Consider the following 22435-nt stretch of genomic DNA (forward strand, 5'->3'; position numbering starts at 1 on the left):
ATGGCCAAAGCCTTTTCGCGAGCGTGTTGCCATGCAAATCTCCGCCCTCACATCCGGCCTGAACACGTGGAAGTCTGCCCAGCAGCGGGTCGACAGCGCCGCCAGCAACATCGCCAGCGCGGGCGTGCCGCAGTCGGTTGCCAGCACCGCGAGCGAGACCGATCTGGTCGAGCAATTCGTCCAGCTCGAGCGCGGCAAGCTCGAAGCCCAGGCCGGCGCCAAGCTGATCAAGACCAGCGACGAAGTGCTCGGCACGCTGCTTGACACCCGCGCCTGATCCACACCCTCTAAATGCTGCTCGTGAACGCCAATGGCACATACCGTTTGGCGCGTGACTTTGCGCGCCTTGCGGGTCGAGGCTTGACAAGGCAAAAGGGCAAACGTATGTTTCAAACATCTGTTTTACTGCTGGGCCGCGTTTTAGCGCCTGCCAGTTGGGAGCCAGCGCCAAGCGACAGCCCCCAGGTCCAACATCCAGGAACCCTACCCTAGAGGTTTACCGACATGCCTGATTACAAGGCCCCCTTGCGTGATATCCGCTTCGTTCGCGACGAACTGCTCGGCTACGAAGCTCACTATCAGAGCCTGCCTGGCTGCCAGGACGCTACCCCGGACATGGTCAACGCCATCCTGGATGAGGGTGCCAAGTTCTGTGAGCAGGTGATCGCGCCGCTGAACCGCGTCGGCGACCTGGAAGGCTGCACTTGGAGCGAATCCGGCGTGAAGACTCCGACCGGCTTCAAAGCGGCCTACCAGCAGTTCGTCGAAGGCGGCTGGCCGAGCCTGGCGCATGACGTCGAGCATGGCGGTCAGGGCCTGCCGGAATCCCTGGGCCTGGCGATCAGCGAGATGGTCGGCGAAGCCAACTGGTCCTGGGGCATGTACCCGGGCCTGTCCCACGGCGCGATGAACACCATCTCCGCCCACGGCACCCCTGAGCAGCAGCACACCTACCTGACCAAGCTGGTGTCCGGCGAGTGGACCGGCACCATGTGCCTGACCGAGCCGCATTGCGGCACCGACCTCGGCATGCTGCGCACCAAGGCCGAGCCGCAGGCCGACGGCAGCTACAAGATTTCCGGCACCAAGATCTTCATCTCCGCCGGCGAACACGACATGGCCGACAACATCGTCCACATCGTCCTCGCCCGCCTGCCCGACGCCCCGCAAGGTACCAAGGGCATCTCGCTGTTCATCGTGCCGAAGTTCATGCCGCAAGCAGACGGCTCCGTTGGCGAGCGCAACGCCGTTTCCTGTGGCTCGATCGAACACAAGATGGGTATCCACGGCAACGCCACCTGCGTGATGAACTTCGACGCCGCCACCGGTTACCTGATCGGCCCGGCGAACAAGGGCCTGAACTGCATGTTCACCTTCATGAACACCGCTCGCCTGGGCACCGCGCTGCAAGGCCTGGCCCACGCCGAGATCGGTTTCCAGGGTGGCATCAAGTACGCTCGCGAGCGTCTGCAGATGCGTGCGCTGACCGGCCCGAAGGCACCGGACAAGGCCGCCGACCCGATCATCGTGCATCCGGACGTGCGCCGCATGCTGCTGACCATGAAGGCCTTCGCCGAGGGTAACCGCGCGATGGTGTACTTCACCGCCAAGCAGGTCGACATCGTCCAGCGCAGCCAGAACGAAGAAGAGAAGAAGGCCGCCGATGCCATGCTGGCGTTCCTCACCCCGATCGCTAAGGCGTTCATGACCGAAGTCGGCTTCGAGTCGGCCAACCACGGCGTGCAGATCTATGGCGGCCACGGCTTCATCGCCGAGTGGGGCATGGAGCAGAACGTGCGCGACAGCCGTATCTCCTGCCTGTACGAAGGCACCACCGGCGTGCAGGCCCTCGACCTGCTCGGCCGCAAGATCCTGATGACCCAGGGCGAGGCGCTGAAAGGCTTCACCAAGATCATCCACAAGTTCTGCCAGACCAACGAAGGCAACGCGGCGGTCGCCGAGTTCGTCGCGCCGCTGGCCAAGCTGAACAAGGAGTGGGGCGAGCTGACCATGAAGGTCGGCATGGCGGCGATGAAAGACCGCGAGGAAGTCGGTGCCGCTTCGGTGGATTACCTGATGTACTCCGGCTACGCCTGTCTAGCCTACTTCTGGGCCGACATGGCGCGCCTGGCGGCCGAGAAGCTGGCTGCCGGTACCGAAGAAGAGGCGTTCTACAAGGCCAAGCTGCAGACCGCGCGTTTCTACTTCGCGCGCATCCTGCCGCGTACCCGCAGCCATGTGGAAACCATGCTGTCCGGCGCCAACAACCTGATGGATATGGCCGAGGAAGACTTCGCCCTGGGCTACTAAGCCTCGGCGGGTCGTCGAAAACGCCGCGTACCGCAAGGTACGCGGCGTTTTTGTTGGTGCCATAGACCGGCCGGGCCGCACCTGTGTAGGCGCGAATTTATTCGCGATGGGCCGAGCGCGGAGTTGCCCCTTTTCGCGAATGAATTCGCTCCTACAGAGAGCCCCGAGTCACGGCGAAACGCGGTTTTCCCAACCAATCACCAGCAGATAAGGCAAAATGCCAGCCTTCGATCCCGTGGATTAAGTCCGGAGCTCGCGTGTCCCGCCCAGCCGCCGTGCGTTTCAGCCATTTCCTGCCGTCCCTGCTATTGCTGGGTGGCGGGCTCGTGGCGGCGAATCTCGGCGCTCTCAGCGAATTCTTCTCCTCACTGTTCAACGTGCTGCCGACCTTGCTGCTGTTGCTCGGCGGTGCCTTCTGCCTGATTTACAGCCGCCAGCGCGAGGCCTTCCTGCTGCTGGTGGTCTACCTCGCCTATTTCTGCCTCGACAGCCGGGCCGACTACTACCGCGAGCACGGCAAAGCAGCGGCGGACGCCGCGCTGGTATTCCATCTGTGCTCGGTGCTGCTGCCGCTGCTCTACGGCCTGTACGCCGCCTGGCAGGAGCGCTCGCACCTGCTGCAGGATCTGGTCGCCCGTGGCGCGGTGCTGCTGGCGCTGGGCGGGGTGAGCGTGGCGCTGGCGCAGCGCTATCCGAGCGCCTTGCTCGGCTGGCTGACGGCGCTGGGCTGGCCGGCGCTGCAGGCCGGCTGGATGCAGCTGATTCAGCCGGCCTATGGCTTGTTCCTGCTCGCCTTCATGCTCCTGGCGCTGCAGTACCTGCGTCGCCCGCGGCCGCTGCATGCGGCGCAGTTGCTGGGGTTGTTCGGCCTGTTGTGGATGCTGCCGAAGACCTTCAGCCTGCCCTTCGCGCTGAACATCATGAGCAGCCAGGTGATGCTGATGCTGGTCGCGGCGGTGGTGCACGAGGCCTACCAGATGGCCTATCGCGACGAGCTGACCGGCCTGCCCGGGCGCCGCGCGCTGAACGAGCGCCTGCAGCGACTGGGGCGCAGCTATGTGATCGCCATGGCCGACGTCGACCACTTCAAACAGTTCACCGATACCCACGGCCACGATGTCGGCGACCAGGTGTTGCGCCTGGTCGCCAGCCAGTTGCGCAAGGTCGGTGGCGGCGGCACGGCCTATCGCTACGGCGGCGAGGAGTTCACCCTGCTGTTCCCGGGCAAGAGCCTGGAGGAGTGCCTACCGCACCTGGAGGCGGTGCGTCAGGCGGTGGAGGGGTACGCCCTGCAGTTGCGCGACAAGGGCCAGCGCCCGCGTGACGACGGCCGGGGCCGCCAACGGCGCGGATCGGCGAAGGCCGCCAGTGTGTCGGTGACGATCAGCATCGGCGTCGCCGAGCGCCAGCAGGAGCGTGGTTTCGAGCAGGTGATCCGTGCCGCCGACAAGGCCCTGTACGGCGCCAAGGCGGCCGGGCGCAACTGCGTGCGCGCGCACGGTCAGCAACGCCGTGGCGCGGTGCGCGAAAGGGCGGCCTGCGATGAGGCCACCGTGCGCTGATGGCGGCGTATTCAGCCGGCGCAGAGTGATTGTCGGCCCCGGCCATCGGCAGTAGCCTGAGTTTTTCCCCGCTGCGCTTGACGCACCTGCCGATGGAGAACTGCCATGCCCGAATACAAAGCTCCCCTGCGCGACATGCGCTTCCTGTTCGATGAAGTGTTCGATCTGCCAGCCACTTACGCGGCCATCGGTGCCAGCGACGCGACCCCGGACATGGTCAGCGCCATCCTCGAAGAAGGCGCGAAGTTCTGCGAGCAGGTGCTGGCACCGCTGAACCGCAGCGGTGACGAGGAAGGCTGCCAGTGGCACGACGGCGTGGTGACCACGCCCAAGGGCTTCAAGGAGGCCTTCGCCCAGTACATCGAGGGCGGCTGGAACGGCCTGGCTGCCGATCCGGCTTATGGCGGCCAGGGCCTGCCGCATTCCTTGGGGCTGGTGCTCGCCGAGATGGTCGGTTCGGCCAACACCTCCTGGGGCATGTACCCCGGCCTCACCCACGGTGCCATGTCGGCGATCCATGCCCACGGCAGCGAGGAGCAGAAGCAGACCTACCTGACCAAGCTCACCGAAGGCCGCTGGACCGGCACCATGTGCCTGACCGAGCCGCATTGCGGCACCGACCTGGGCATCATCAAGACCCGCGCCGTGCCGCAGGCCGACGGCAGCTACGCGATCTCCGGGACGAAGATCTTCATCTCCGCCGGCGAGCACGACATGAGTCAGAACATCGTCCACCTGGTGCTGGCCAAGCTGCCGGATGCGCCGGCCGGGACCAAGGGCATCTCGCTGTTCATCGTGCCGAAGTTCCTCCCCGACGCCGCCGGCGAAGCGGGCCAGCGCAATGGCGTGTCCTGCGGCTCGATCGAGCACAAGATGGGCATCAAGGCCTCCGCCACCTGTGTGATGAACTTCGACGCCGCCATCGGCTACCTGATCGGCGAAGCCAACAAGGGCCTCAACTGCATGTTCACCATGATGAATCACGCCCGTCTGGGCACCGGCATGCAGGGCCTGTGCAATGGCGAGGCGAGCTACCAGGGCGCGGTGCGCTACGCCAACGAGCGCCTGCAGATGCGCGCCTTGACCGGGCCGAAGGCACCGGACAAGCCGGCCGACCCGATCATCGTGCACCCCGACGTGCGGCGCATGCTGCTGACCATGAAGGCGTTCAACGAAGGCAACCGGGCGCTGACCTATTTCACCGCGCAGCTGCTGGACGTCGCCCATGGTCCGGATGCCGAACGGGCCGCCGAGGCGGAAAACCTGCTGGCCTTCCTCACGCCGATCTGCAAGGCCTTCATGACCGAAACCGGCCTGGAGGTGACCAGCCTCGGCATGCAGGTATTCGGCGGCCACGGCTACATCCGCGAGTGGGGCATGGAGCAGTTGATGCGCGATTGCCGCATCGCCCCGATCTACGAAGGCACCAACGGCATCCAGGCGCTCGACCTGCTCGGCCGCAAGGTGCTCGGCAGCCAGGGCAAGCTGCTGCGCGGCTTCACCAAGATCGTCCATAAGTTCTGCCAGGCCCAAGCCGAGCACCCGCAGCTCAAGGGCCAGGTCGCCGAGCTGGCGCGCCTCAACCAGCAATGGGGCGAGCTGACCCAGAGGCTCGGCATGGCGGCGATGAAGAATCCGGACGAGGTCGGTGCCGCGTCGGTGGATTACCTGATGTATTCCGGCTACGTCACCCTGGCTTACCTGTGGCTGCGCATGGCGGTAGTGGCCAAGGCCAAGCTCGCGGCCGGTGCGGTCGATGCGCCTTACTATGAAACCAAGCTGGTCACCTGCGACTTCTACTTCCAGCGCCTGCTGCCGCGCACCGCGGCGCACCTGGCGGCGGCGGAGGCGGGCAGCGACAGCTTGATGAAGCTGTCGGCCGAGCAATTCGCCCTCTGACCAACGGCAAAAAAGCCGCAAGAGCCCGCCATTTGGCGGGCTTTTGCATTGAGCGTTGTGCGTGACTTAACTATGGATTGGTGGTCACAACACGACTCTATGTCTCTAAAAAGTTGTTAAGTTAAACTCGCCAGCCTGCCCCATACTGGCCGCAAGGCCCCGTCGGATCGCTTGAGGAATGCACCATGGCTGACTACAAAGCACCCCTGCGCGATATGCGCTTTGTTCTCAACGAAGTCTTCGAGGTGTCCAAACTCTGGGCCCAGCTGCCGGGCCTGGCGGACGTGGTCGACGAAGAGACCGCCGCGGCCATTCTCGAAGAGGCCGGCAAGGTCACCGGCGGCGTCATCGCCCCGCTGAACCGCAGTGGCGACGAAGAAGGCTGCTCCTGGAACGACGGCGTGGTGCGCACCCCGGCCGGCTTCCCCGCGGCTTACCAGACCTACGCCGAAGGCGGCTGGGTCGGCGTCGGTGGCGATCCGGCGTTCGGCGGCATGGGCATGCCCAAGGTGATCTCCGCGCAAGTGGAAGAGATGGTCAACTCGGCCAACCTGTCCTTCGGCCTGTACCCGATGCTGACCGCCGGCGCCTGCCTGTCGATCAACGCCCACGCCAGCGCAGAGCTGAAGGAAAAGTACCTGCCGAACATGTACGCCGGCGTCTGGACCGGCTCCATGTGCCTGACCGAAGCGCATGCCGGCACCGACCTCGGCATCATCCGCACCAAGGCCGAGCCCCAGGCCGACGGCAGCTACAAAATCAGCGGCACCAAGATCTTCATCACCGGCGGCGAGCACGACCTGGCCGAGAACATCATCCACCTGGTGCTGGCCAAGCTGCCGGACGCCCCGGCCGGGCCGAAGGGCATCTCGCTGTTCCTGGTGCCGAAGTTCATGGTCAACGCCGACGGTTCGCTGGGCGAACGCAACGCCGTATCTTGCGGCTCGATCGAGCACAAGATGGGCATCAAGGCGTCTTCTACCTGTGTGATGAACTTCGACGGCGCCACCGGCTGGATCGTCGATGCGCCGAACAAGGGCCTCGCCGCGATGTTCACCATGATGAACTACGAGCGTCTGGGCGTGGGCATCCAGGGCCTGTCGCTGGGCGAGCGCTCCTACCAGAGCGCCATCGAATACGCCCGCGACCGCATCCAGAGCCGCGCGCCGACCGGCCCGGTGGCCAAGGACAAGGCCGCCGACCCGATCATCGTGCACCCCGACGTGCGCCGCATGCTGTTGACCATGAAAGCCCTGAACGAAGGCGGCCGGGCCTTCTCCAGCTACGTGGCGATGCAGCTGGACACCGCCAAGTACAGTGAAGATCCGACCACCCGCAAGCGCGCCGAAGAACTGGTCGCCCTGCTGACGCCGGTGGCCAAGGCGTTCCTCACCGACATGGGCCTGGAAACCACCGTGCACGGCCAGCAGGTATTCGGCGGCCACGGCTTCATCCGCGAGTGGGGCCAGGAGCAGCTGGTGCGCGACTGCCGCATCACCCAGATCTACGAAGGCACCAACGGCATCCAGTCGCTCGACCTGGTCGGCCGTAAGGTGGTCGGCAGCGGCGGGGCGTACTACCAGCACTTCGCCGACGAGATCAAGGCCTTCACCGATTCGGCCGATGCGTCCTTGGCCGAGTTCGTCGAGCCGCTGAAAGGCGCCATCGCCAACCTCGAGCAGATGACCGCCGACCTGCTGGAGCGGGCCAAGGCCAACCCAAATGAAGTCGGCGCCGCCTCGGTCGAGTACCTGCAGGTATTCGGCTACACCGCCTACGCCTACATGTGGGCGCTGATGGCGCGCACCGCCCTGGCCAAGCAGGATCAGGACGATTTCTACGTCAGCAAGCTGGGCACCGCGCGCTTCTTCTTCGCCCGCCTGCTGCCGCGTATCCATTCCCTGACCGCCGCGGTCAAGGCCGGTAGCGAGTCGCTATACCTGCTCGACGCCGCGCAGTTCTAAGGCCCGCCGTCATGCAAAAGCCCCGCGAATGCGGGGCTTTTTGTTTAGCATGGGGCGTCTGACAGGGAGGTCGGCTCGATGGCGAGAGTGTTGATTCTTGGCGGTTATGGCAACTTCGGCAAACGCATCGCCGAAAACCTCAGCAAGGCCCACCCGGGCATCGAGTTTATCATCGCCGGGCGCAACCTCGGCCAGGCGTCCCGGCTGTGCGCGGAGCTGCAGCCGCTTGCGGCGCCTGGTAGCGTTCTGCTCGGCGCGCGGTTGGACATCGACGCGGCTACTTTCGCCGGCGACCTCGCGGCGCTCACTCCCGACCTCGTCATCCACACCAGCGGCCCGTTCCAGGGCCAGGACTACCGCGTGCCCCGCGCCTGCATCCAGGTCGGCGCCCACTGCATCGACCTGGCCGACGACCGCCGTTACGTCTGCGACATCCACAGCCTGGATCAAGAAGCGGCCGCTCGGGGCGTGCTGCTGGTCAGCGGCGCCAGTTCGGTGCCGGGCCTGTCCTCGACGGTGATCGAGCACTTCCGCGGGGAGTTCACTTCGCTGGAGTCCATCGACTTCGCCATCGCCCCAGGCAATCAGGCGGAGGTGGGGGAGGCCACGCTGAAGGGCATCCTGTCCTACACCGGCCATCCCTTCGAAGTCCTGCAAGATGGCTGCTGGCGTGAGCGGCGCGGCTGGATGGATCCGCGGCGCGTGGATTTCGGCGCACCGGTGGGGCGGCGCTGGCTGGCCAATATCGACATTCCGGACCTGGAGCTGTTCCCGCAGCGCTACCCCGGGGTGCGCAGCGTGCGGTTCCAGGCCGGGTTGGAACTCCCCGTCTTGCATTTCGGCATGTTGGCCATGGCTGCGCTGGTCAAACACCGCTGGGTGGCCAACTGGGCCCCCTGGAGCCGCCGGATCCTGCGGGCACGCCAGCCGCTCATGGCGTTCGGTTCGGATGTCGGCGGCATGCGCATCAAGCTCAGCGGCCGAGGCCCCGCCCCCGAGCAGCGAGAACTGTGCTGGACCCTGTACGCCGAGCGTGGCGTAGGGCCCTACATACCCACGCTGTCGGCCATCATTCTCGCGAGCAAGCTGCTGCGCGGCGAGATCAGCGCGCGCGGCGCGCTGCCGTGCCTCGGGCTGTTCAGCCTTGCCGAGTTCGATGCCGAGGCCGGCAAACTCGGCATCTATCACCGAGTAGTGCGATGAGCAGTTATCTGATCCTCAAGTACCTGCATGTCCTCGGCGCCACGCTGCTGATCGGTACCGGCGCCGGGATCGCCTTCTTCATGCTGCTCGCCTCGCGTTCCGGCAACCGCCACTTGATCGTCGGCACGGCAAGGCTGGTGGTTATCGCCGACTGGGTGTTCACCGCGCCCGCCGTGGTGCTGCAATTCGCTAGCGGCATGCTGCTGATGGAGGTCACGGGTTACCGCTATGACTCGCCATGGTTCATGGCGACCCTGGGGTTGTTCGTGTTCATCGGCTGTTGCTGGCTGCCGGTGGTCGTCATCCAGTACCGGCTCAGGGCGCACGCCGGGGTCGATAGCCAAGGGGACGACTTCCAGCGGCTGATGAAGCGCTGGATTGCCCTGGGCATTCCAGCCTTCGCAGCCATTCTGGTCTTGCTCTGGCTGATGATCGCCAAGCCCCTGCCGGTGGTGTAACGGAGGTGCAGTACAGGCTTATCGCGCAGTGCGCTCTGGCGTTCCTCTGGCTGGCCACGGCACTGGTTTCGGTTACCCAGGGCCGCCAGATCGGCTATGACATCCTGGCCGGAGCAGGCATAGCCGGCTTCGCGGCGCACCTCTGTGTCTATGGTGGGGCTGTTCTGGATCTGCTGCTGGGCCTCTGGTTGCTGGCCGGGGTGGCCCCGCGCGTCTGCTTGCGCGTACAGGCTGCGGTCGTCGTGCTGTATACGCTGCTGCTCTCGATCATCGACCCGGGCTACCGGCTGCAACCCTTCGGCCCGCTGACGAAGAACATCCCGCTGCTGGCGCTGATCTATTTGCTGCAGCAGACAGCCAGCCGACTACAGCTTGTTGTGCCGGATCATTCTTGCGCGAGCTTCGCGGCCAGCGTCGGCTCGTCGATGAAGCGGTTGCGGTTGCCCTGCAGCATCTCGATCTGGTCGTTGCGGGTCTTCTCGGCGGCGTCCGGCGGGTCCAGTTCGCTCCAGCGCTGGTACATCTGCAACTGGCCGACTATGGGCAGACCGTATTCGGAGTGCATGTAGAAGATCGCCCGCGCCACGTTGCCCTTGGCCGCGTCGCGCGGCTCGATCAGCTGGAAGGTGGCCTTGAGGTCGCAGCCGATGTCGCTGAACTTGCTCGCCACCCCCTCGCCGACGTCGCCGAACTGGGCGTTGCGTCGCGCCAGTTCGACGCGACTCAGCGCCGGATAGAGGTTATGCAGATCGGCGAGCATGTAGGGGAACTGCGGGTTGACCACCTCGCACTGGTTCTCCGTCAGGCAGCGCAACGCCGATTTGATCTGCTTGCTGCTGTACACCGCGCTGGCGATGAACTGGCTACCCTCGCCGCTGAACGGCTGGTCGCAGTAGAGGGTGTTGCCGCCTTTACCGTAGAGCTTCGGCCAGAACACTTGGGTGACGGCGGCCTTGGGGTCGCCAAGCTGATCTTGGCCGCCGGCGAAGGCGCAGGGCGCGGCACACGCCGCCAGACAGGTAAGGGCAATCGCAACGGCTCGCATGTGACCACCTAGACAGCTTCTTGTTGTTTGATTGTCAGACAGCGCGAGTCTAGCAAGAGGCTGCCAGGCAATGGAACCCGACCAATCGCTTGGTGGCCGTGTAGGCTTTGGCTTACAAAATGTGCCGGAAATCGCCGCTGTCGCCCGCCGCTTGGCGCCGCTAATCTGCAACCATGGACCTCGCGCAGGAAGCGCCCAGCACCAACAAGGATTTAGGGATGCCGCCAGGATGGCGGATGGACCAAGGAGGTCAGGATACGGATGTCAGGATCCAGTCTGCAAAACCCCGCCTCGGCGGGGTTTTCTTTTTTCCGCACTCCGCCTTTGTCAGGTCTCGGCGAAGGCCGCACGCAAATCCTCGACGAAGGCCAGCTGGGCCTCGCTCGGCTGCCGGCCGCGATGGCTGCCGAGGTGGAACTGCACGCCGAAGCCGAGTTGCTCCGGCAGCAGCGCGCGCAGCTGACCGCGCGCCTCCCAGGGCGCGGCGATGTGCCGGGGCAGGTAGCCGATATGCGCGCCGGAGAGGATGAATGCCAGGCAGCCTTCCACCTGTTCGCTGCGCGCGCTGCTGCTGCCGGCCTGATAGGGCTCGGCGACGCTGATGAAACGATAGGGATGCAGCACGCAGTCATGGGCGTCCAACTCGGCACGGCTGATCCGTGCCTGGGCGAACAGCGGGTGGCCTTGGCCGCAGTACAGCAACTGTTCCTCGCGAAACAGCGGCTGGTAGTCCAGCGCAGTCTGGTTGCCGGAAAAGTAGCCGATCGCCAGATGCAGCTGATCCTGCAGCAGGCGGCGCTCCAGTTCGGCCGGCATGGCGCTGAGTAACTCGATCTGCACCGCCTGATGGCGCTGGCGGAAACGCCCGATGGCGGCCCCGAAACGTTCCAGCACCCGTGCATCGAGGGCCTCGGAGAGGCCGATGCGGAGTTCGCCGAGCAGCTTGTCGGCCATGCCTTGGGCCTCGCCCTTGAACGCCTCGATGGCGGCGAACAGCTTGTGCGTGGCCTGCAGCACCTGCTCGCCCTTGGGCGTCAGGCGAAAGCCGGCCTTGCCGCGCTCGCACAGGCGAAAACCCAGACGGGTTTCCAGCTTGGCCATCTGCGTGCTGATGGTCGACTGGCCGATCCCCAGCTCGCCTTGTGCGGCACTGAAGCCGCCACTCTCCACCACGGTGACGAACAGGCGCAGCAGTTGCAGGTCGAGGTCGCGTAGCTGGTTGAGCATGCTGGCTCCAAACATTGATGGGCGGCGATGGCAAGCTAGCACAGTTCATCCTGTCAATAAGTGATAGCCGGCGCCGCAGACACGCCACCAAACAACCAAGCAGCTGCGACTTAGCCGATTCACCGGTTTGCCGGTGCACGAGAGCGCCCGGGTGACATGGCGAGAGGATGGAAGTCTTTGCCTTTGTGAAATTTAAGTGATATTTTTTCATGAAATATCGAAATAATATTTTCACGGGCCTTCATGTTCCAGCAGTCCACCAGCCATACCGCCAGCTATTACGCCCACAGTTGCCGCGCGCAATTGCGCGAGCGCCCGGCCCTGCAGGGCGAGCAGCGCACCGAGGTGCTGATCATCGGCGCCGGCTTCAGTGGCTTGCATACCGCCCTGCGCCTGGCGCTGGCCGGCAAGCGGGTGACCCTGCTGGAGGCCAGTCGGGTGGCCTGGGCGGCATCCGGGCGCAACGGCGGCCAGGCGATTCTCGGCTGGTCGTGCGACATGCCGCCGCTGGAGGCCGCCCTCGGCCACGAACGCGCGCGGCGGCTGTGGGACAGCATGCGCTGGGCCGCCGCCGAACTGCGCGCGCTGCCGGACCGGCACGGCTTCGACTGCGACTACCGCCCCGGTCACCTGTGGACCGCGGTGCTGCCGCGGCGGGTCGGCATGCTCCACGAGTGGCAGGCCGAGGCCGGCCACAAGTGGGGGCATGACCAGCTGCGTTTCGTGCCGCGCAGCGAATTGCCCGCCTGGGTCGCCAGCGAGCGCTACCAGGCCGGCCTGTACGATCCCGAGAGCGGCCACCTCAATCCGCTCAAGCTGGCTCTCGGCCTGGCCGAGGCGATCGAGCGCGCCGGTGGGGTGATCCACGAGCAGAGCCGGGCGCTGAGCTACCGCGAAGAAGCGGGGCAGTACCTGGTGGAAACGCCGCAGGGGCGTATCCGCGCCGATGTGCTGGTGCTGGCCTGCAACGCCTACATCGATAAGCTCGACCCCCGGCTGGCCAGCCGCCTGCTGCCGGTCGGCACCTACCAGGTGGCCACCGCGCCGCTGGCGCCGGAACTGGCGCAGGCGTTGTTGCCGCAGAACAGCTGCGTCACCGACAACCAGTTCGTGCTCGACTATTTCCGCCGCACTCCGGACCAGCGCCTGCTGTTCGGCGGCGGCTGCACCTACCTCGGTGGCCTGCCGAAGGACATCGCCGCCGCGACCCGGCCGTTCCTCGAACGGGTGTTCCCGCAGCTGCGCGGAGTGGCGCTGGAGTTCGCCTGGGGCGGGCATATCGACGTCAGCCGTCGGCGCACCCCGGACATCGGCCGCCAAGGCCAGCGCTATTGGCTGCAGGGCTATTCCGGCCACGGCGTGCTGCCGACCCTGGCCGGCGCCCGCGCGGTGGCCGACGCCATCCTCGGCGACGACCAGCTGCTGACGCTCTATCAATCCATCCACAACGGCCGCTTCCCCGGCGGGCAACTGCTGGCGGCGCCGCTGGAAGCCATCGGCAAGGCCTGGTACCGCCTGCGCGATGCGCTCTGACAAGAGGAGAACCGGCATGGACATGCAGGAAGAAATCGAAGGTCTGGCGATCCTCATCCGCGACCTGCGCAAGCACAAGAACCTGACCCTCGGCGCCCTGGCCGACCAGATCGGCCGCTCGGTGGGCTTCCTGTCCCAGGTCGAGCGCGGCCTGTCGCGGCCGACCGTGGCCGACCTCACTGCGATCAGCGCGGCACTGGGCGTGCCGACCACCTATTTCTACAGCCTGAGCAAGCCGCGCGCGCTGCCCTGGGTGACCCGCCCCGGCGAACGGCGCACGCTCTATTACGGTGGCGGTATCACCGATGTGCTGGCGTCGCCGGGCATGGCGGCGGGCTTCTCCATGCTCGAAAGCCATCTGGCCCCCGGCGCCAGCAGCGGCGAAGGGCACTTGAACGACAGCGACGAGCAGGGCGGCTTCGTCCTCGAGGGCGAACTGAGCATCTGGCTCGACGGCGACGAGCAGCCGGTGACCCTGTTCCCCAACGACAGTTTCCAGCTGCCGCCGCATACCCAATTCCGCTACGCCAACCTCACCGACCAACCGACGCGCGTGCTCTGGGTCTTCACTTGATCCAAGCCCGCAGGACTGCAGCCATGACCACGACCACCAGCTTTCCCGACCTGCTCAGCGAAGTGCGGGCCTTCCGCGCGCAATACCCCGAGGTGCGCTATGTCGACCTGATCTCTCTGGACATTCCCGGGCACTTCTACGGCAAGCGCTACCCGGTGGAGATGCTCGAGAAGGTCGCCGCCGGCAGCCCCCTGAAGATCCCGCAGAACTGCGTGCTGCTCGGCGTGCAGGGCGGCCTGCACCCGATCGGCGACTACTGCTTCAACGACGGCGACCCGGACGCGCCGCGCCGCCTGATCCCCGGCACCCTCAAGCCGGTGCGCTGGGAAGGCCAGCCGCTCGGGCAAATGCTGATCAGCTCGGACGGCACCGAAGCGCCGATCGAGTTTGAGCCGCGTGAGGTGCTGGCGCAGGTGCTCAAGCGCCTGGAGCGGCGCGGCATCCGCCCGGTGGTGGCCTTCGAGCTGGAGTTCTACCTGTTCGACCGCAAGCTGCAGGACGGCTTGCCGCAATTCCCGCGCGACCCGCTCTGCGATGATGAAGACGACCAGCCGAACATGCATATCGAGCGCCTGTCGCGCTTCTCCGGCGTACTGCACGAAACAGTCGAGGCCGCGCGCGAGCAAGGCGTGGACGCCAACGTGATCACCGCCGAACTCGGCCCCGGCCAGTTCGAGATCAACTTCGGCCACTGCGACGACGGCCTGCGCGCCGCCGACTGGGCCGCGCTGTTCTGCCGCAGCACCCGCGGCGTGGCTCTCAAGCATGGCTACCGCGCCAGCTTCATGAGCAAGCCCTACCTGCATGCGCCGGGCAGCGGCATGCACGTGCACGTCAGCCTCTACGATGCGGCCGGCAACAACCTGCTGGCGGCCGACGAGCAGCGTCCGCTGCGCCATGCGGTGGCCGGCTGCCTGGAGCTGCTGCCGCACTGCATGCCGATCTTCGCCGCCAACCACAACGCCTTCCGCCGCTACGGCGCCATGGTCAACGCCGCCAGCCGCGCCAGCTGGGGCTTCGAGGACCGCGACGCGTGCATCCGCATCCCCGAATCGGATGGCCGCAACCTGCGCATCGAACACCGCCTGGCCGGCGCCGACGCCAACCCCTACCTGGTCCTGGCCGCCATCCTCACCGGCATGGAGCACGGCCTGGATGCCGGCCGCGAACCGATCGCCCCGCTCAACGACAACCGCCAGAGCGGCATCGACTTCCCCCAGGACATGCTCAGCGCGGTCGCCGCGATGCAGGACCACCCGCAGGTGCAGGCGGGCCTCGGCGCGGAATTCGTCATGGTCTACTGCGAAAACAAGCGCCAGGACCACCTGGCGTTCATGCAGGAGATCAACGCCCGCGAGTACCGCTGGTTCCTCTGAGCGAAGGGATGCGTGCAGAAACGCAAAAGTCCGGCATCAGCGCAATGCGCTTCAGTTAAGCGGCTCGCGCCCCTCCCCATGTGGGAGAGGCCGGGCGAGCAAATTAACGCTGTTCGTTCAGTTGCTGGAGACGGGACAGCACCTCTTCCCTGGCGAGCGGGGAGTAGGTCCAGCTCTTGTATTTTTTCTGGTATTCGCCGCCCAGCTCGTCACGCCAGGTCCTGAGCAGTGCTGCGATTTGTGGGTTGAATGACCAGGAGCGGACGGCGATTGACCCGCTTTGCAGAATCCTGGCCGATACCCACATGCCCATCACGGTGAACCGATGTTCGATGCACTTCGGCGCGGGCCCGCCAGTGGGTGCTGGCATCGAGGCTGATGGCGAGGTGCTGGAGAGCGGGATGGCGATTGGCGGGGTTTCCGGATAGATCCACGTCTTGTTGGGCAGGTGCTCCAGGATCTGCGACTTCACCTCCTCGGAGGGGATGGGCAGCTTGCGGTAGAGCAACTCGCGTAGGTCGATCTCGACGGTCTTGCTGCCGGCGCTTTTGATCCGCTCCAGCTTTTCCTCGCCGATGAACGAGGTGACCGCGACCTCGATGAACAGTTGGGTGCCATCTTTTAAGTGCGCTACCAGGTCTGGCTGAAAGCCTGCCTGGGGTACTTCTGTTTCCACTTCTACGAAATCCCACCAACTGGTGGGATCATCGCTGGCTGGATAGGCGTCTGGCATCGGGGGCAGCTGCAATCCAAGGTTGTCGCGAATGAGCTCCTTGGCGTACAGGTGAAGGAGGCTTTCGCGTTGGATCGAGCAGCTTTCTTTGTTGGAGTAGTGGGCGAAATGGTGCTCGCGGATCAGGCCCTTGCGGGCTATCACAGCCTCGCCGCAGGAGACACAGGTGCAGTTGCAGGCAAGCCCGCGCAGGGCTTCTTCGATGCTGATCAGGCGGCCGTTTTGGTCTAGCGCTACGAACATGCTCATGGGGGTTCCCTCTGGTATGAAGACGGCGCCAAGAGTCATGATTCGAGCGGGATGAAACCTCCCCCCAACCCTGCGCAAAGGGGTTCGTAGGGGTTCCGGATAAAGCTGTAGCCCTTTGGTTTCGGGCGTTAGGGAGATGCCAGTGCTGGAAGTGATGCATTGCCTTGCGGCTGAGTTGCACGAGAGGCCGGCGGATAACAAGGCGTATCGAATTCTGCAATTCATGGTGGGCGCCACGATCTCGGCGCTCGAACAAGGGAAAACGGAGCGGCAGACTTTTGAGCGGCCCTCCTTGCTGTTGCACTGTGAGGGCAAGGCAAAGGCAGAAACGCTGGATCCGGCGATCTGGTTGAGGCCAGGGATGCTGGAGGCCTTCCTGGAGTCACGGCAGACATCGTTGGTCGACCGGCTTCGGCGTGTCGGGCTGGATCAGATGCCAGCCATATGCGCCAACGAAGGGAAAGGAGGGAAAGGCATTCAGCGGTGTTACTGGCTTGCCGTCACCTCGATTCCACAGGATTTGGCCGGCCAGGAGGAGCTCCGGCAATGGGGCAAGGTTGAGTATCGACGCACTGAGGCTGGCGAGGTCAAGCCGTCTTGGCTGCTGCGATGGTTATTCCAAAATGGCGAGCTGAGAAATCGCAGCTGGCGTGGGCTGTCCCTGCTGGTGTCGGTGCTGTTCGGGGTCACGCTATTGGCGCTCTGGTTGTTGACCGGGCTTTGGGGTGTTTCGAGTACCGATCAGACTCTTACATTGCGCCAATTGGGGGCGTCGGCATTCTTTTGCCTGGGCGCCTGGTTTGTGTGGCGGGACTTTTACCGCCCCTGGATACAGTTGGTGGATGACCGCGTAGTGAAGACGCCTGTCTCCTTGCTCTCACTCTGGGAGGACTCCGCCGAGCTGGAAATGCACCGGGATAGCGAGAAGCATCAATGGACACGCTTTATCCGCTTCAGCGGCGATTGCCCGCTCTGCAGCGGTCGAGTTTTGCTGATGCCGGGTAGGCCGGAGCACAAGCTGCCATTGGTCGGGCGCTGCAGTGAGAGCCCACACGCGCATGTATTCAGTTTTGACCGGGCGCGGCTGACGGGGGCCTATATCGGGCCATCACTGGCCTGATCCGCGGTTTGTCTGGTGCTTGCCTTATGCCGCAGTCAGCGGCAGGTCAACGAAACATGTCGCTTTAGCCGGGAAATGGCGCCGCATTGCGCGCTCATGTCGTTGCCTGCGACACATATGAATGACGTGTCGCAGCACCCAATCTTCGGCGGTGCGCTGGGTGCCGAAGGTGATCGGATTGGTCGGCCAGCCGCTTTCGCGCACCGGGGCTTTCCGGGTGAATGTGACGAGAGCGATCTTCTTTGAGACGCGCCCAAGGCGTGCTGCTTTTCGTTCAATCAGGCACACGCTGTTTTTTTCATATCTGCTTTCCAGACCGTCAGCTATGTAGCACTCATACAAAAGCCTAAGTTGAGCAAGTTGCTGCAGTCGGTTTATTCCGGTCTGTCTCGGGGCCAGAAGACTTCTCCTTGATGACTGCTTGCCCACCCTACATCGTCGTGGCGGTGCCACCTGCCTGGCGGCGGTTCCCTAGCGGCTGTATGGCTCTCTGTCATGTAGCAACGATTTCCGCGGGTTGTGGCTCTAGAACATGCCACTCACTGGAAATCCACACCTGGCCGGCGAGTGTCCGGATGTTCTTTCGACTGCTGCATTTCCTTTACCCGCAGAGCCCGTCGAAGTTTCGTCGGGCCTGCTTCTGGGAGTTATCAATGAGCGTTCTCTATATCACTCCAGGTACCTGCGCGCAGGCTGCCCACATTCTGTTGCGTGAGCTGGATCTGCCGATCGGGATTGAGATGGTTCCGTTGCGGACGCCGGATTCGCCGATCCACCGAATCAACCCTCTGGGCAGGGTGCCGGCACTGGTGGTCGATGAAGACACACTGATCACCGAGAACAGCGCGATCCTGCCTTATCTGGCCGACCTCAAGCCGGACAGCGGCCTGTTTGCCGCGGTCGGCAGTCCGGAGCGAGCGCAGATCCAGAGCTGGATCGGTTATCTGACCTTTGACGTACATGCCGGCTGCTTCAGGCCGTTCTTTCGCCCGGATCGCTACTCGGCCGATGCGAGCGTGCATCCGGGTATTCGTGCCCAGGCCATCGAACAGTTGTATCTGGCCCTGGCTCATGTCGACCGTCATCTGCAGGGGCGCCAGTGGCTGGTGGCAGAGCGCTACACCATCGCCGATCTCTACCTGTGCATGTTCGTCAGCTGGCTGCCGCGTCTGGGGAATACTGAGCGCTTCGCCGATCTGCACAATCTGGCCCGGCTTCAGGCCGCCTTCCAGGCTCGCCCGGCGACCCGGCAGGCGCTGGATTTCGAAGCCGCGCGCTGAGCCTGCGCTAACGCAAAGGGCGGGTGCCGTTTTCGGCGCCTTCGCTCTTTGCGTTATTCATCCCGCTGGATAAAGGCTCTTGCGCCGGCATGGCTAGTCGATACGGCGCCCCTCTTGGCCGGCGCGCAACTGTGCGTGCCCGGCTCTTTCTCCGTCCGTTCACCTGGACCCGAAGGCCCGCAAACCGGCTGCTCGCGGTGTGCGGATGGCTCTGTTCAGGCCCGCCTCACAGCCCCTCATTTTATAGATAACTGAATTGGGTTGGCTCGCGTAGCTCAGCCCGGGGGCAGTTCATAGACTCCGCTCCAACGCAAGTGGAGGACTCTATGGACGCGGCAGTACACATCAATCTGAACACCAATGTTGAGATTTCTACCCCCTTCATCAGGGACTCGGACGTTGCGCAATTGGCGACCTGGCCCAAGGTGGTGGCGGCGCTTGCCGATGCCTATGCCAAGCCGATCACTCCGATGATGGTGCCGCCGCGCATCATGGCGCGTGGTGATGGTTTCTGGCTGAGAAGCCTGTGTGCGGTTTCGCCGTCGGGCGACTACATGGGCTGCAAGCTGATCGCGGCCTCGCCGAAGATCAAGCGCGCCAGCTACCTCATCTCCCTGTTCGACCAGCGCACCATGGAGTTGGCGGCACTGGTCGACGGCAATCGCATCACCGACCTGCGTACCGCCGCCACCGCCGTGGTCGCAGTCAACGCCGTGATGCCGAACGGCCCACTGCGCGTGGGCGTGATCGGTTCGGGGTCGGTGGCGCGCAGCATGCTCACCGCCTTGTCGGCCGTGCGCGAGGTGTCGCTGGCTCGGGTGTTCAGCCCGACGCCGGCCAGCCGCGAGAAATTTGCCGACTCCTTCCGCACCGCCAATGGCCTGTACATGGAGGCCGTCGACAGTCCGCAGGCGGCTATCCGTGATGTCGACGTGGTGATCTGCGCCGCGCGCAGCCGAGATGAGTCCCCGGTGCTGCTGGGGGACTGGCTGCAGCCCGGAATGATCGTGCTGTCGATCGGCTCCACCCTGCCTGAGCAGCGCGAGCTGGATGTGGTGTGCATGGCGCGCGCCACTCTGATCATCGCCGACATGCCCGAAGAGGTCCTGCACGAGACCGGCGACTCGCTGGTGGCCGTGGCGGAGGGCGTCGACCTGGCGAGCAAGACCGTCGGCCTCGACGAGGTGGTGTCCGGCAAGGTGCCGGCCCGCGGCTCGGCGGCGGACATCGTCATCTACAAGTCGGTCGGCACGGCCCTACAGGACGTGGTGACCGCCGAGATGCTGCTGCGCGAAGCGCTGGCCAGCAACCAATACCAATTGATCCCAGCGGGCGTCGTGACGATCGACCGCTGAAGCATTGCACTAGGAGAGCAACAAAAATGGCCAACTACAAACGCCAAGACGCCCGTGCCTGGGCCAGCGAGATGCTGGTCGGCTGCTCGGGTGTGACCATCCCCAGCTACAGCGCCGACCTCAAGCGCCTGAACGAGCAGGGCATCCGCCACGACATCCAGAAGGTCTCCGACCTGGGCTTCACCTACACCCTGCTGTGCACCGAAGTGGCGATCACCCCGGAGGAGAACGCGCAGTTCACCGCCTGGGCCAAGGACACCACCGGCGACAAGCTGGGTCTGTTCTTCCATGCCGGCTTCGGCACCCTGGCCGAGAACATCGAGGCGGTGAAGCTGGCCGAGAAGGCCGGTGCCGATATCGTCCTGTTGTCCTACCCGTCGAACTTCTGGCCGACCAGCGAGCAGGAGATCTACGACTACACCAAGACCTTCTGCGATGCCACCGACCTGGCGGTGATGCTGTTCCCTATCCCGCTGTGGGGCTTCGAGCGCGTGCACCCGCAGGGCATGTCGCCCGAGCTGATCCGTCGCCTGCTCGACGAGTGCCCGAACATCGTGGCGATCAAGGCCGAGCAGGGTTTCCCGCATGTTGCCGGGCTGATCGAGACCTATCACCGCTTCGGCAAGGAAACGGTGATCAGCTGCCCGATCGAGAGCGACATCATCCCGCTGATGAAATTCATGGACCTGCAGTTCTCCGGCACCAGTTACACGCAGTGGATGGGCGACCACTTCACCAAGACCTTCGACCTGGCCCGCAACGGCAAGTGGGAAGAGGCCATGCAGCTGTACTGGCAGGCGCAGCCTGCGCGCGCCGCCGTCGGTGCCGCCACCGGCGCCTACATGCCCGGCTCCAACTACATCAACCGCGCGCACTGGAAGTACATGGACTGGCTCGCCGGCTTCAACGGCGGCCCGTTGCGTGCCCCGGTTGCCCGCATCCCGGATCGCATGATGAAAACCCTGCGTCAGGGGCTGATGGCTTCGAAGCTCGAGTGCACCTCGGACGACGACAGCCAGTTCCTGATCGGCCGTTTCCCGTGCTGAGGGCCAGGCAATGAGCATGGATCTGTTGAAAGACAAATCGCTGTTCCGCCAGGCCGCCTTCATCAACGGTCAGTGGGTCGAGCAGACCGCGCACGGCAAGTACGCCCTGCGCAACCCGGCGACCGGCGAGGTGCTGGTCGAGCTGCCGGTGTGCCGGGAAGCCGAGACCGAGTTCGCCATCGAGTCGGCCCACGAGGCGTTCCAGCGCTGGAGCAAGGTCACTGCCAAGCAGCGCGCCGAGATCGTCAACCGCTGGTACCAGCTGGTGGTCGAGCACAAGGAAGACCTGGCGACCCTGATTACCCTGGAAGAGGGCAAGCCGCTCGCCGAGGCGCGTGGCGAGATCGACTACGCCGCCTCCTTCCTGCAGTGGTTCTCCGAGGAAGCCAAGCGGGTGCGTGGCGACGTGATCCCGGCGCCGAAGGACAGCCAGCGGATCGTCGCGCTGAAGCAGCCGATCGGCGTGTGCGCGGCCATCACCCCGTGGAACTTCCCGGCGGCGATGATCACCCGCAAGGCCGGCCCGGCACTGGCTGCGGGCTGCTCGATGGTGGTCAAGCCGGCCAGCCAGACGCCGCTGACCGCCCTGGCCCTGGCCGAGCTGGCGCAGCGCGCTGGGGTGCCGACCGGGGTGTTCAGCGTGGTGACCGGCAACGCCACCCGTCCGGTGGGCAACGTGCTGACCGGCCATCCGCTGGTGCGCAAGATCACCTTCACCGGTTCCACCGAAGTGGGTCGCGTGCTGCTCGCGCAGTCCGCCGAGACGATCAAGAAATGCTCGATGGAGCTGGGCGGCAACGCGCCGCTGATCGTCTTCGAGGACGCCGATCTGGATCTCGCCGTGGAGGGCATCCTCAACGCCAAGTTCCGCAACACCGGACAGTCCTGCATCGCCGCCAACCGGGTGCTGATCCAGGACGGCATCTATGAGCAACTGGCCGCGCGCCTTGCTGCACGCGCCGCCGAGCTCAAGGTTGGCAACGGCCTGGAGGCGGGTGTGCAGATCGGTCCGATGATCGACGAGGCCGCAGTGGGCAAGGTCGAGGAACACCTGCAGAACGCCGTGGCCGGTGGCGCCCGGGTGCTCGCCGGTGGCCGTCGTCATGCGCTGGGTGGGGCCTTCTTCGAGCCGACCGTGGTCGCCGACGTGGCGCTCGGCATGACCATCGCCCGCGAGGAGACCTTCGGTCCGGTGATGCCGCTGCTGCGCTTCCGTGACGAGGCCGAGGCCATCGCGATGGCCAATGACACCGACTTCGGCCTGGCTGCCTACCTGTTCAGCAAGGACGCGGCGCGTATCTGGCGCACCGCCGAGGCGCTGGAGACCGGCATGGTCGGCATCAACACCGGGTTGATCTCCAGCGAGGTGGCGCCGTTCGGCGGCATCAAGCAGAGCGGTCTGGGCCGTGAGGGCTCGCACTACGGCATCGATGAGTTCCTCGAGATCAAGTACCTGTGCTGGGACGGAGTGACGCCCGTGTAACACCCGGAGCCGGCGGCC

General features: G+C 64.9%; 19 protein-coding genes and 1 pseudogene. 16 read left to right on the plus strand and 4 right to left on the minus strand.

Features of this window, described 5'->3' with window-relative positions; genetic code table 11:
- The first annotated feature begins 31 nt into the window (after positions 1 to 31).
- The 8 genes and pseudogenes from D3880_RS02175 to D3880_RS23290 form a co-directional block, all read left to right on the plus strand.
- Entirely contained in the window at positions 32 to 277 is a 246-nt protein-coding gene (locus D3880_RS02175; RefSeq protein WP_119891900.1) for a hypothetical protein, read from the plus strand.
- A gap of 227 nt (positions 278 to 504) precedes the next feature.
- On the plus strand, positions 505 to 2310 hold the full coding sequence (locus tag D3880_RS02180; protein ID WP_119891901.1) for a phenylacyl-CoA dehydrogenase: 1806 nt from the start codon (positions 505 to 507) through the stop codon (positions 2308 to 2310).
- 257 nt (positions 2311 to 2567) lie between these two features.
- Positions 2568 to 3872 (plus strand): GGDEF domain-containing protein, encoded by a 1305-nt coding sequence (locus D3880_RS02185; RefSeq protein ID WP_119891902.1) that lies wholly within the window; start codon positions 2568 to 2570, stop codon positions 3870 to 3872.
- 105 nt (positions 3873 to 3977) lie between these two features.
- A complete protein-coding gene (locus D3880_RS02190; protein ID WP_119891903.1) occupies positions 3978 to 5771 on the plus strand; it encodes an acyl-CoA dehydrogenase C-terminal domain-containing protein in 1794 nt (597 codons plus the stop codon).
- A 185-nt stretch (positions 5772 to 5956) separates the two neighbouring features.
- Positions 5957 to 7735 carry an acyl-CoA dehydrogenase C-terminal domain-containing protein gene (locus D3880_RS02195; protein WP_119891904.1) on the plus strand — a complete coding sequence of 593 codons (1779 nt, stop codon included), beginning with the start codon at positions 5957 to 5959 and terminating at the stop codon, positions 7733 to 7735.
- Between the two features lie 78 nt (positions 7736 to 7813).
- Entirely contained in the window at positions 7814 to 8938 is a 1125-nt protein-coding gene (locus D3880_RS02200; RefSeq protein WP_119891905.1) for a saccharopine dehydrogenase family protein, read from the plus strand.
- Complete coding sequence (locus D3880_RS02205; protein ID WP_119891906.1) at positions 8935 to 9396, plus strand: DUF2269 family protein; 462 nt, start codon at positions 8935 to 8937, stop codon at positions 9394 to 9396. The genes D3880_RS02200 and D3880_RS02205 overlap by 4 nt, the downstream gene beginning before the upstream one ends.
- 5 nt (positions 9397 to 9401) lie before the next feature.
- Positions 9402 to 9677 (plus strand): annotated as a pseudogene (locus D3880_RS23290) (DoxX-like family protein); the annotation flags it as partial.
- A 104-nt stretch (positions 9678 to 9781) separates the two neighbouring features.
- On the opposite strand, the gene D3880_RS02215 reads toward D3880_RS23290, so the two are convergent.
- Positions 9782 to 10441 (minus strand): endonuclease, encoded by a 660-nt coding sequence (locus D3880_RS02215; protein ID WP_119891908.1) that lies wholly within the window; start codon positions 10439 to 10441, stop codon positions 9782 to 9784.
- Positions 10442 to 10768: 327 nt separating this feature from the next.
- Positions 10769 to 11668 (minus strand): LysR family transcriptional regulator, encoded by a 900-nt coding sequence (locus D3880_RS02220; RefSeq protein ID WP_119891909.1) that lies wholly within the window; start codon positions 11666 to 11668, stop codon positions 10769 to 10771.
- A 243-nt stretch (positions 11669 to 11911) separates the two neighbouring features.
- On the opposite strand from D3880_RS02220, the gene D3880_RS02225 reads away from it, so the two are divergent.
- The 3 genes from D3880_RS02225 to D3880_RS02235 are packed head-to-tail and all read left to right on the plus strand — an operon-like array spanning position 11912 to position 15151.
- The gene (locus tag D3880_RS02225) at positions 11912 to 13201 is read left to right on the plus strand and encodes an NAD(P)/FAD-dependent oxidoreductase (protein WP_119891910.1); all 1290 of its coding nucleotides are present in this window, start codon (positions 11912 to 11914) and stop codon (positions 13199 to 13201) included.
- 16 nt (positions 13202 to 13217) lie between these two features.
- Complete coding sequence (locus D3880_RS02230) at positions 13218 to 13775, plus strand: helix-turn-helix domain-containing protein (protein ID WP_119891911.1); 558 nt, start codon at positions 13218 to 13220, stop codon at positions 13773 to 13775.
- A 23-nt stretch (positions 13776 to 13798) separates the two neighbouring features.
- Entirely contained in the window at positions 13799 to 15151 is a 1353-nt protein-coding gene (locus tag D3880_RS02235) for a glutamine synthetase family protein (protein WP_119891912.1), read from the plus strand.
- Between the two features lie 103 nt (positions 15152 to 15254).
- Here D3880_RS02235 and D3880_RS02240 read toward each other — a convergent pair whose 3' ends face one another.
- Entirely contained in the window at positions 15255 to 16133 is an 879-nt protein-coding gene (locus D3880_RS02240) for a competence protein CoiA family protein (RefSeq protein ID WP_162934921.1), read from the minus strand.
- A gap of 142 nt (positions 16134 to 16275) precedes the next feature.
- Between D3880_RS02240 and D3880_RS02245 the strand changes: the two genes are divergently transcribed.
- Positions 16276 to 17253 carry a hypothetical protein gene (locus D3880_RS02245; protein WP_162934922.1) on the plus strand — a complete coding sequence of 326 codons (978 nt, stop codon included), beginning with the start codon at positions 16276 to 16278 and terminating at the stop codon, positions 17251 to 17253.
- A 24-nt stretch (positions 17254 to 17277) separates the two neighbouring features.
- Here the strand turns inward: D3880_RS02245 and D3880_RS22595 are convergent, their stop codons facing one another.
- Positions 17278 to 17541, minus strand: a complete 264-nt coding sequence (locus tag D3880_RS22595) for a hypothetical protein (RefSeq protein ID WP_162934923.1) — start codon at positions 17539 to 17541, stop codon at positions 17278 to 17280.
- Between the two features lie 287 nt (positions 17542 to 17828).
- Here D3880_RS22595 and D3880_RS02250 point away from each other — a divergent pair, with 287 nt between their 5' ends.
- The 4 genes from D3880_RS02250 (at position 17829) to D3880_RS02265 (ending at position 22417) form a co-directional block, all read left to right on the plus strand.
- A complete protein-coding gene (locus D3880_RS02250; protein WP_238474394.1) occupies positions 17829 to 18533 on the plus strand; it encodes a glutathione S-transferase N-terminal domain-containing protein in 705 nt (234 codons plus the stop codon).
- Between the two features lie 326 nt (positions 18534 to 18859).
- Complete coding sequence (locus D3880_RS02255) at positions 18860 to 19888, plus strand: ornithine cyclodeaminase family protein (protein ID WP_119891916.1); 1029 nt, start codon at positions 18860 to 18862, stop codon at positions 19886 to 19888.
- 26 nt (positions 19889 to 19914) lie between these two features.
- A complete protein-coding gene (locus D3880_RS02260; protein WP_119891917.1) occupies positions 19915 to 20934 on the plus strand; it encodes a dihydrodipicolinate synthase family protein in 1020 nt (339 codons plus the stop codon).
- 10 nt (positions 20935 to 20944) lie between these two features.
- A complete protein-coding gene (locus D3880_RS02265; protein ID WP_119891918.1) occupies positions 20945 to 22417 on the plus strand; it encodes an NAD-dependent succinate-semialdehyde dehydrogenase in 1473 nt (490 codons plus the stop codon).
- The last annotated feature ends 18 nt before the right edge of the window (positions 22418 to 22435 follow it).

Origin of the sequence: Pseudomonas cavernae (genome assembly GCF_003595175.1) — a bacterium.
Lineage (GTDB): Bacteria > Pseudomonadota > Gammaproteobacteria > Pseudomonadales > Pseudomonadaceae > Aquipseudomonas > Aquipseudomonas cavernae.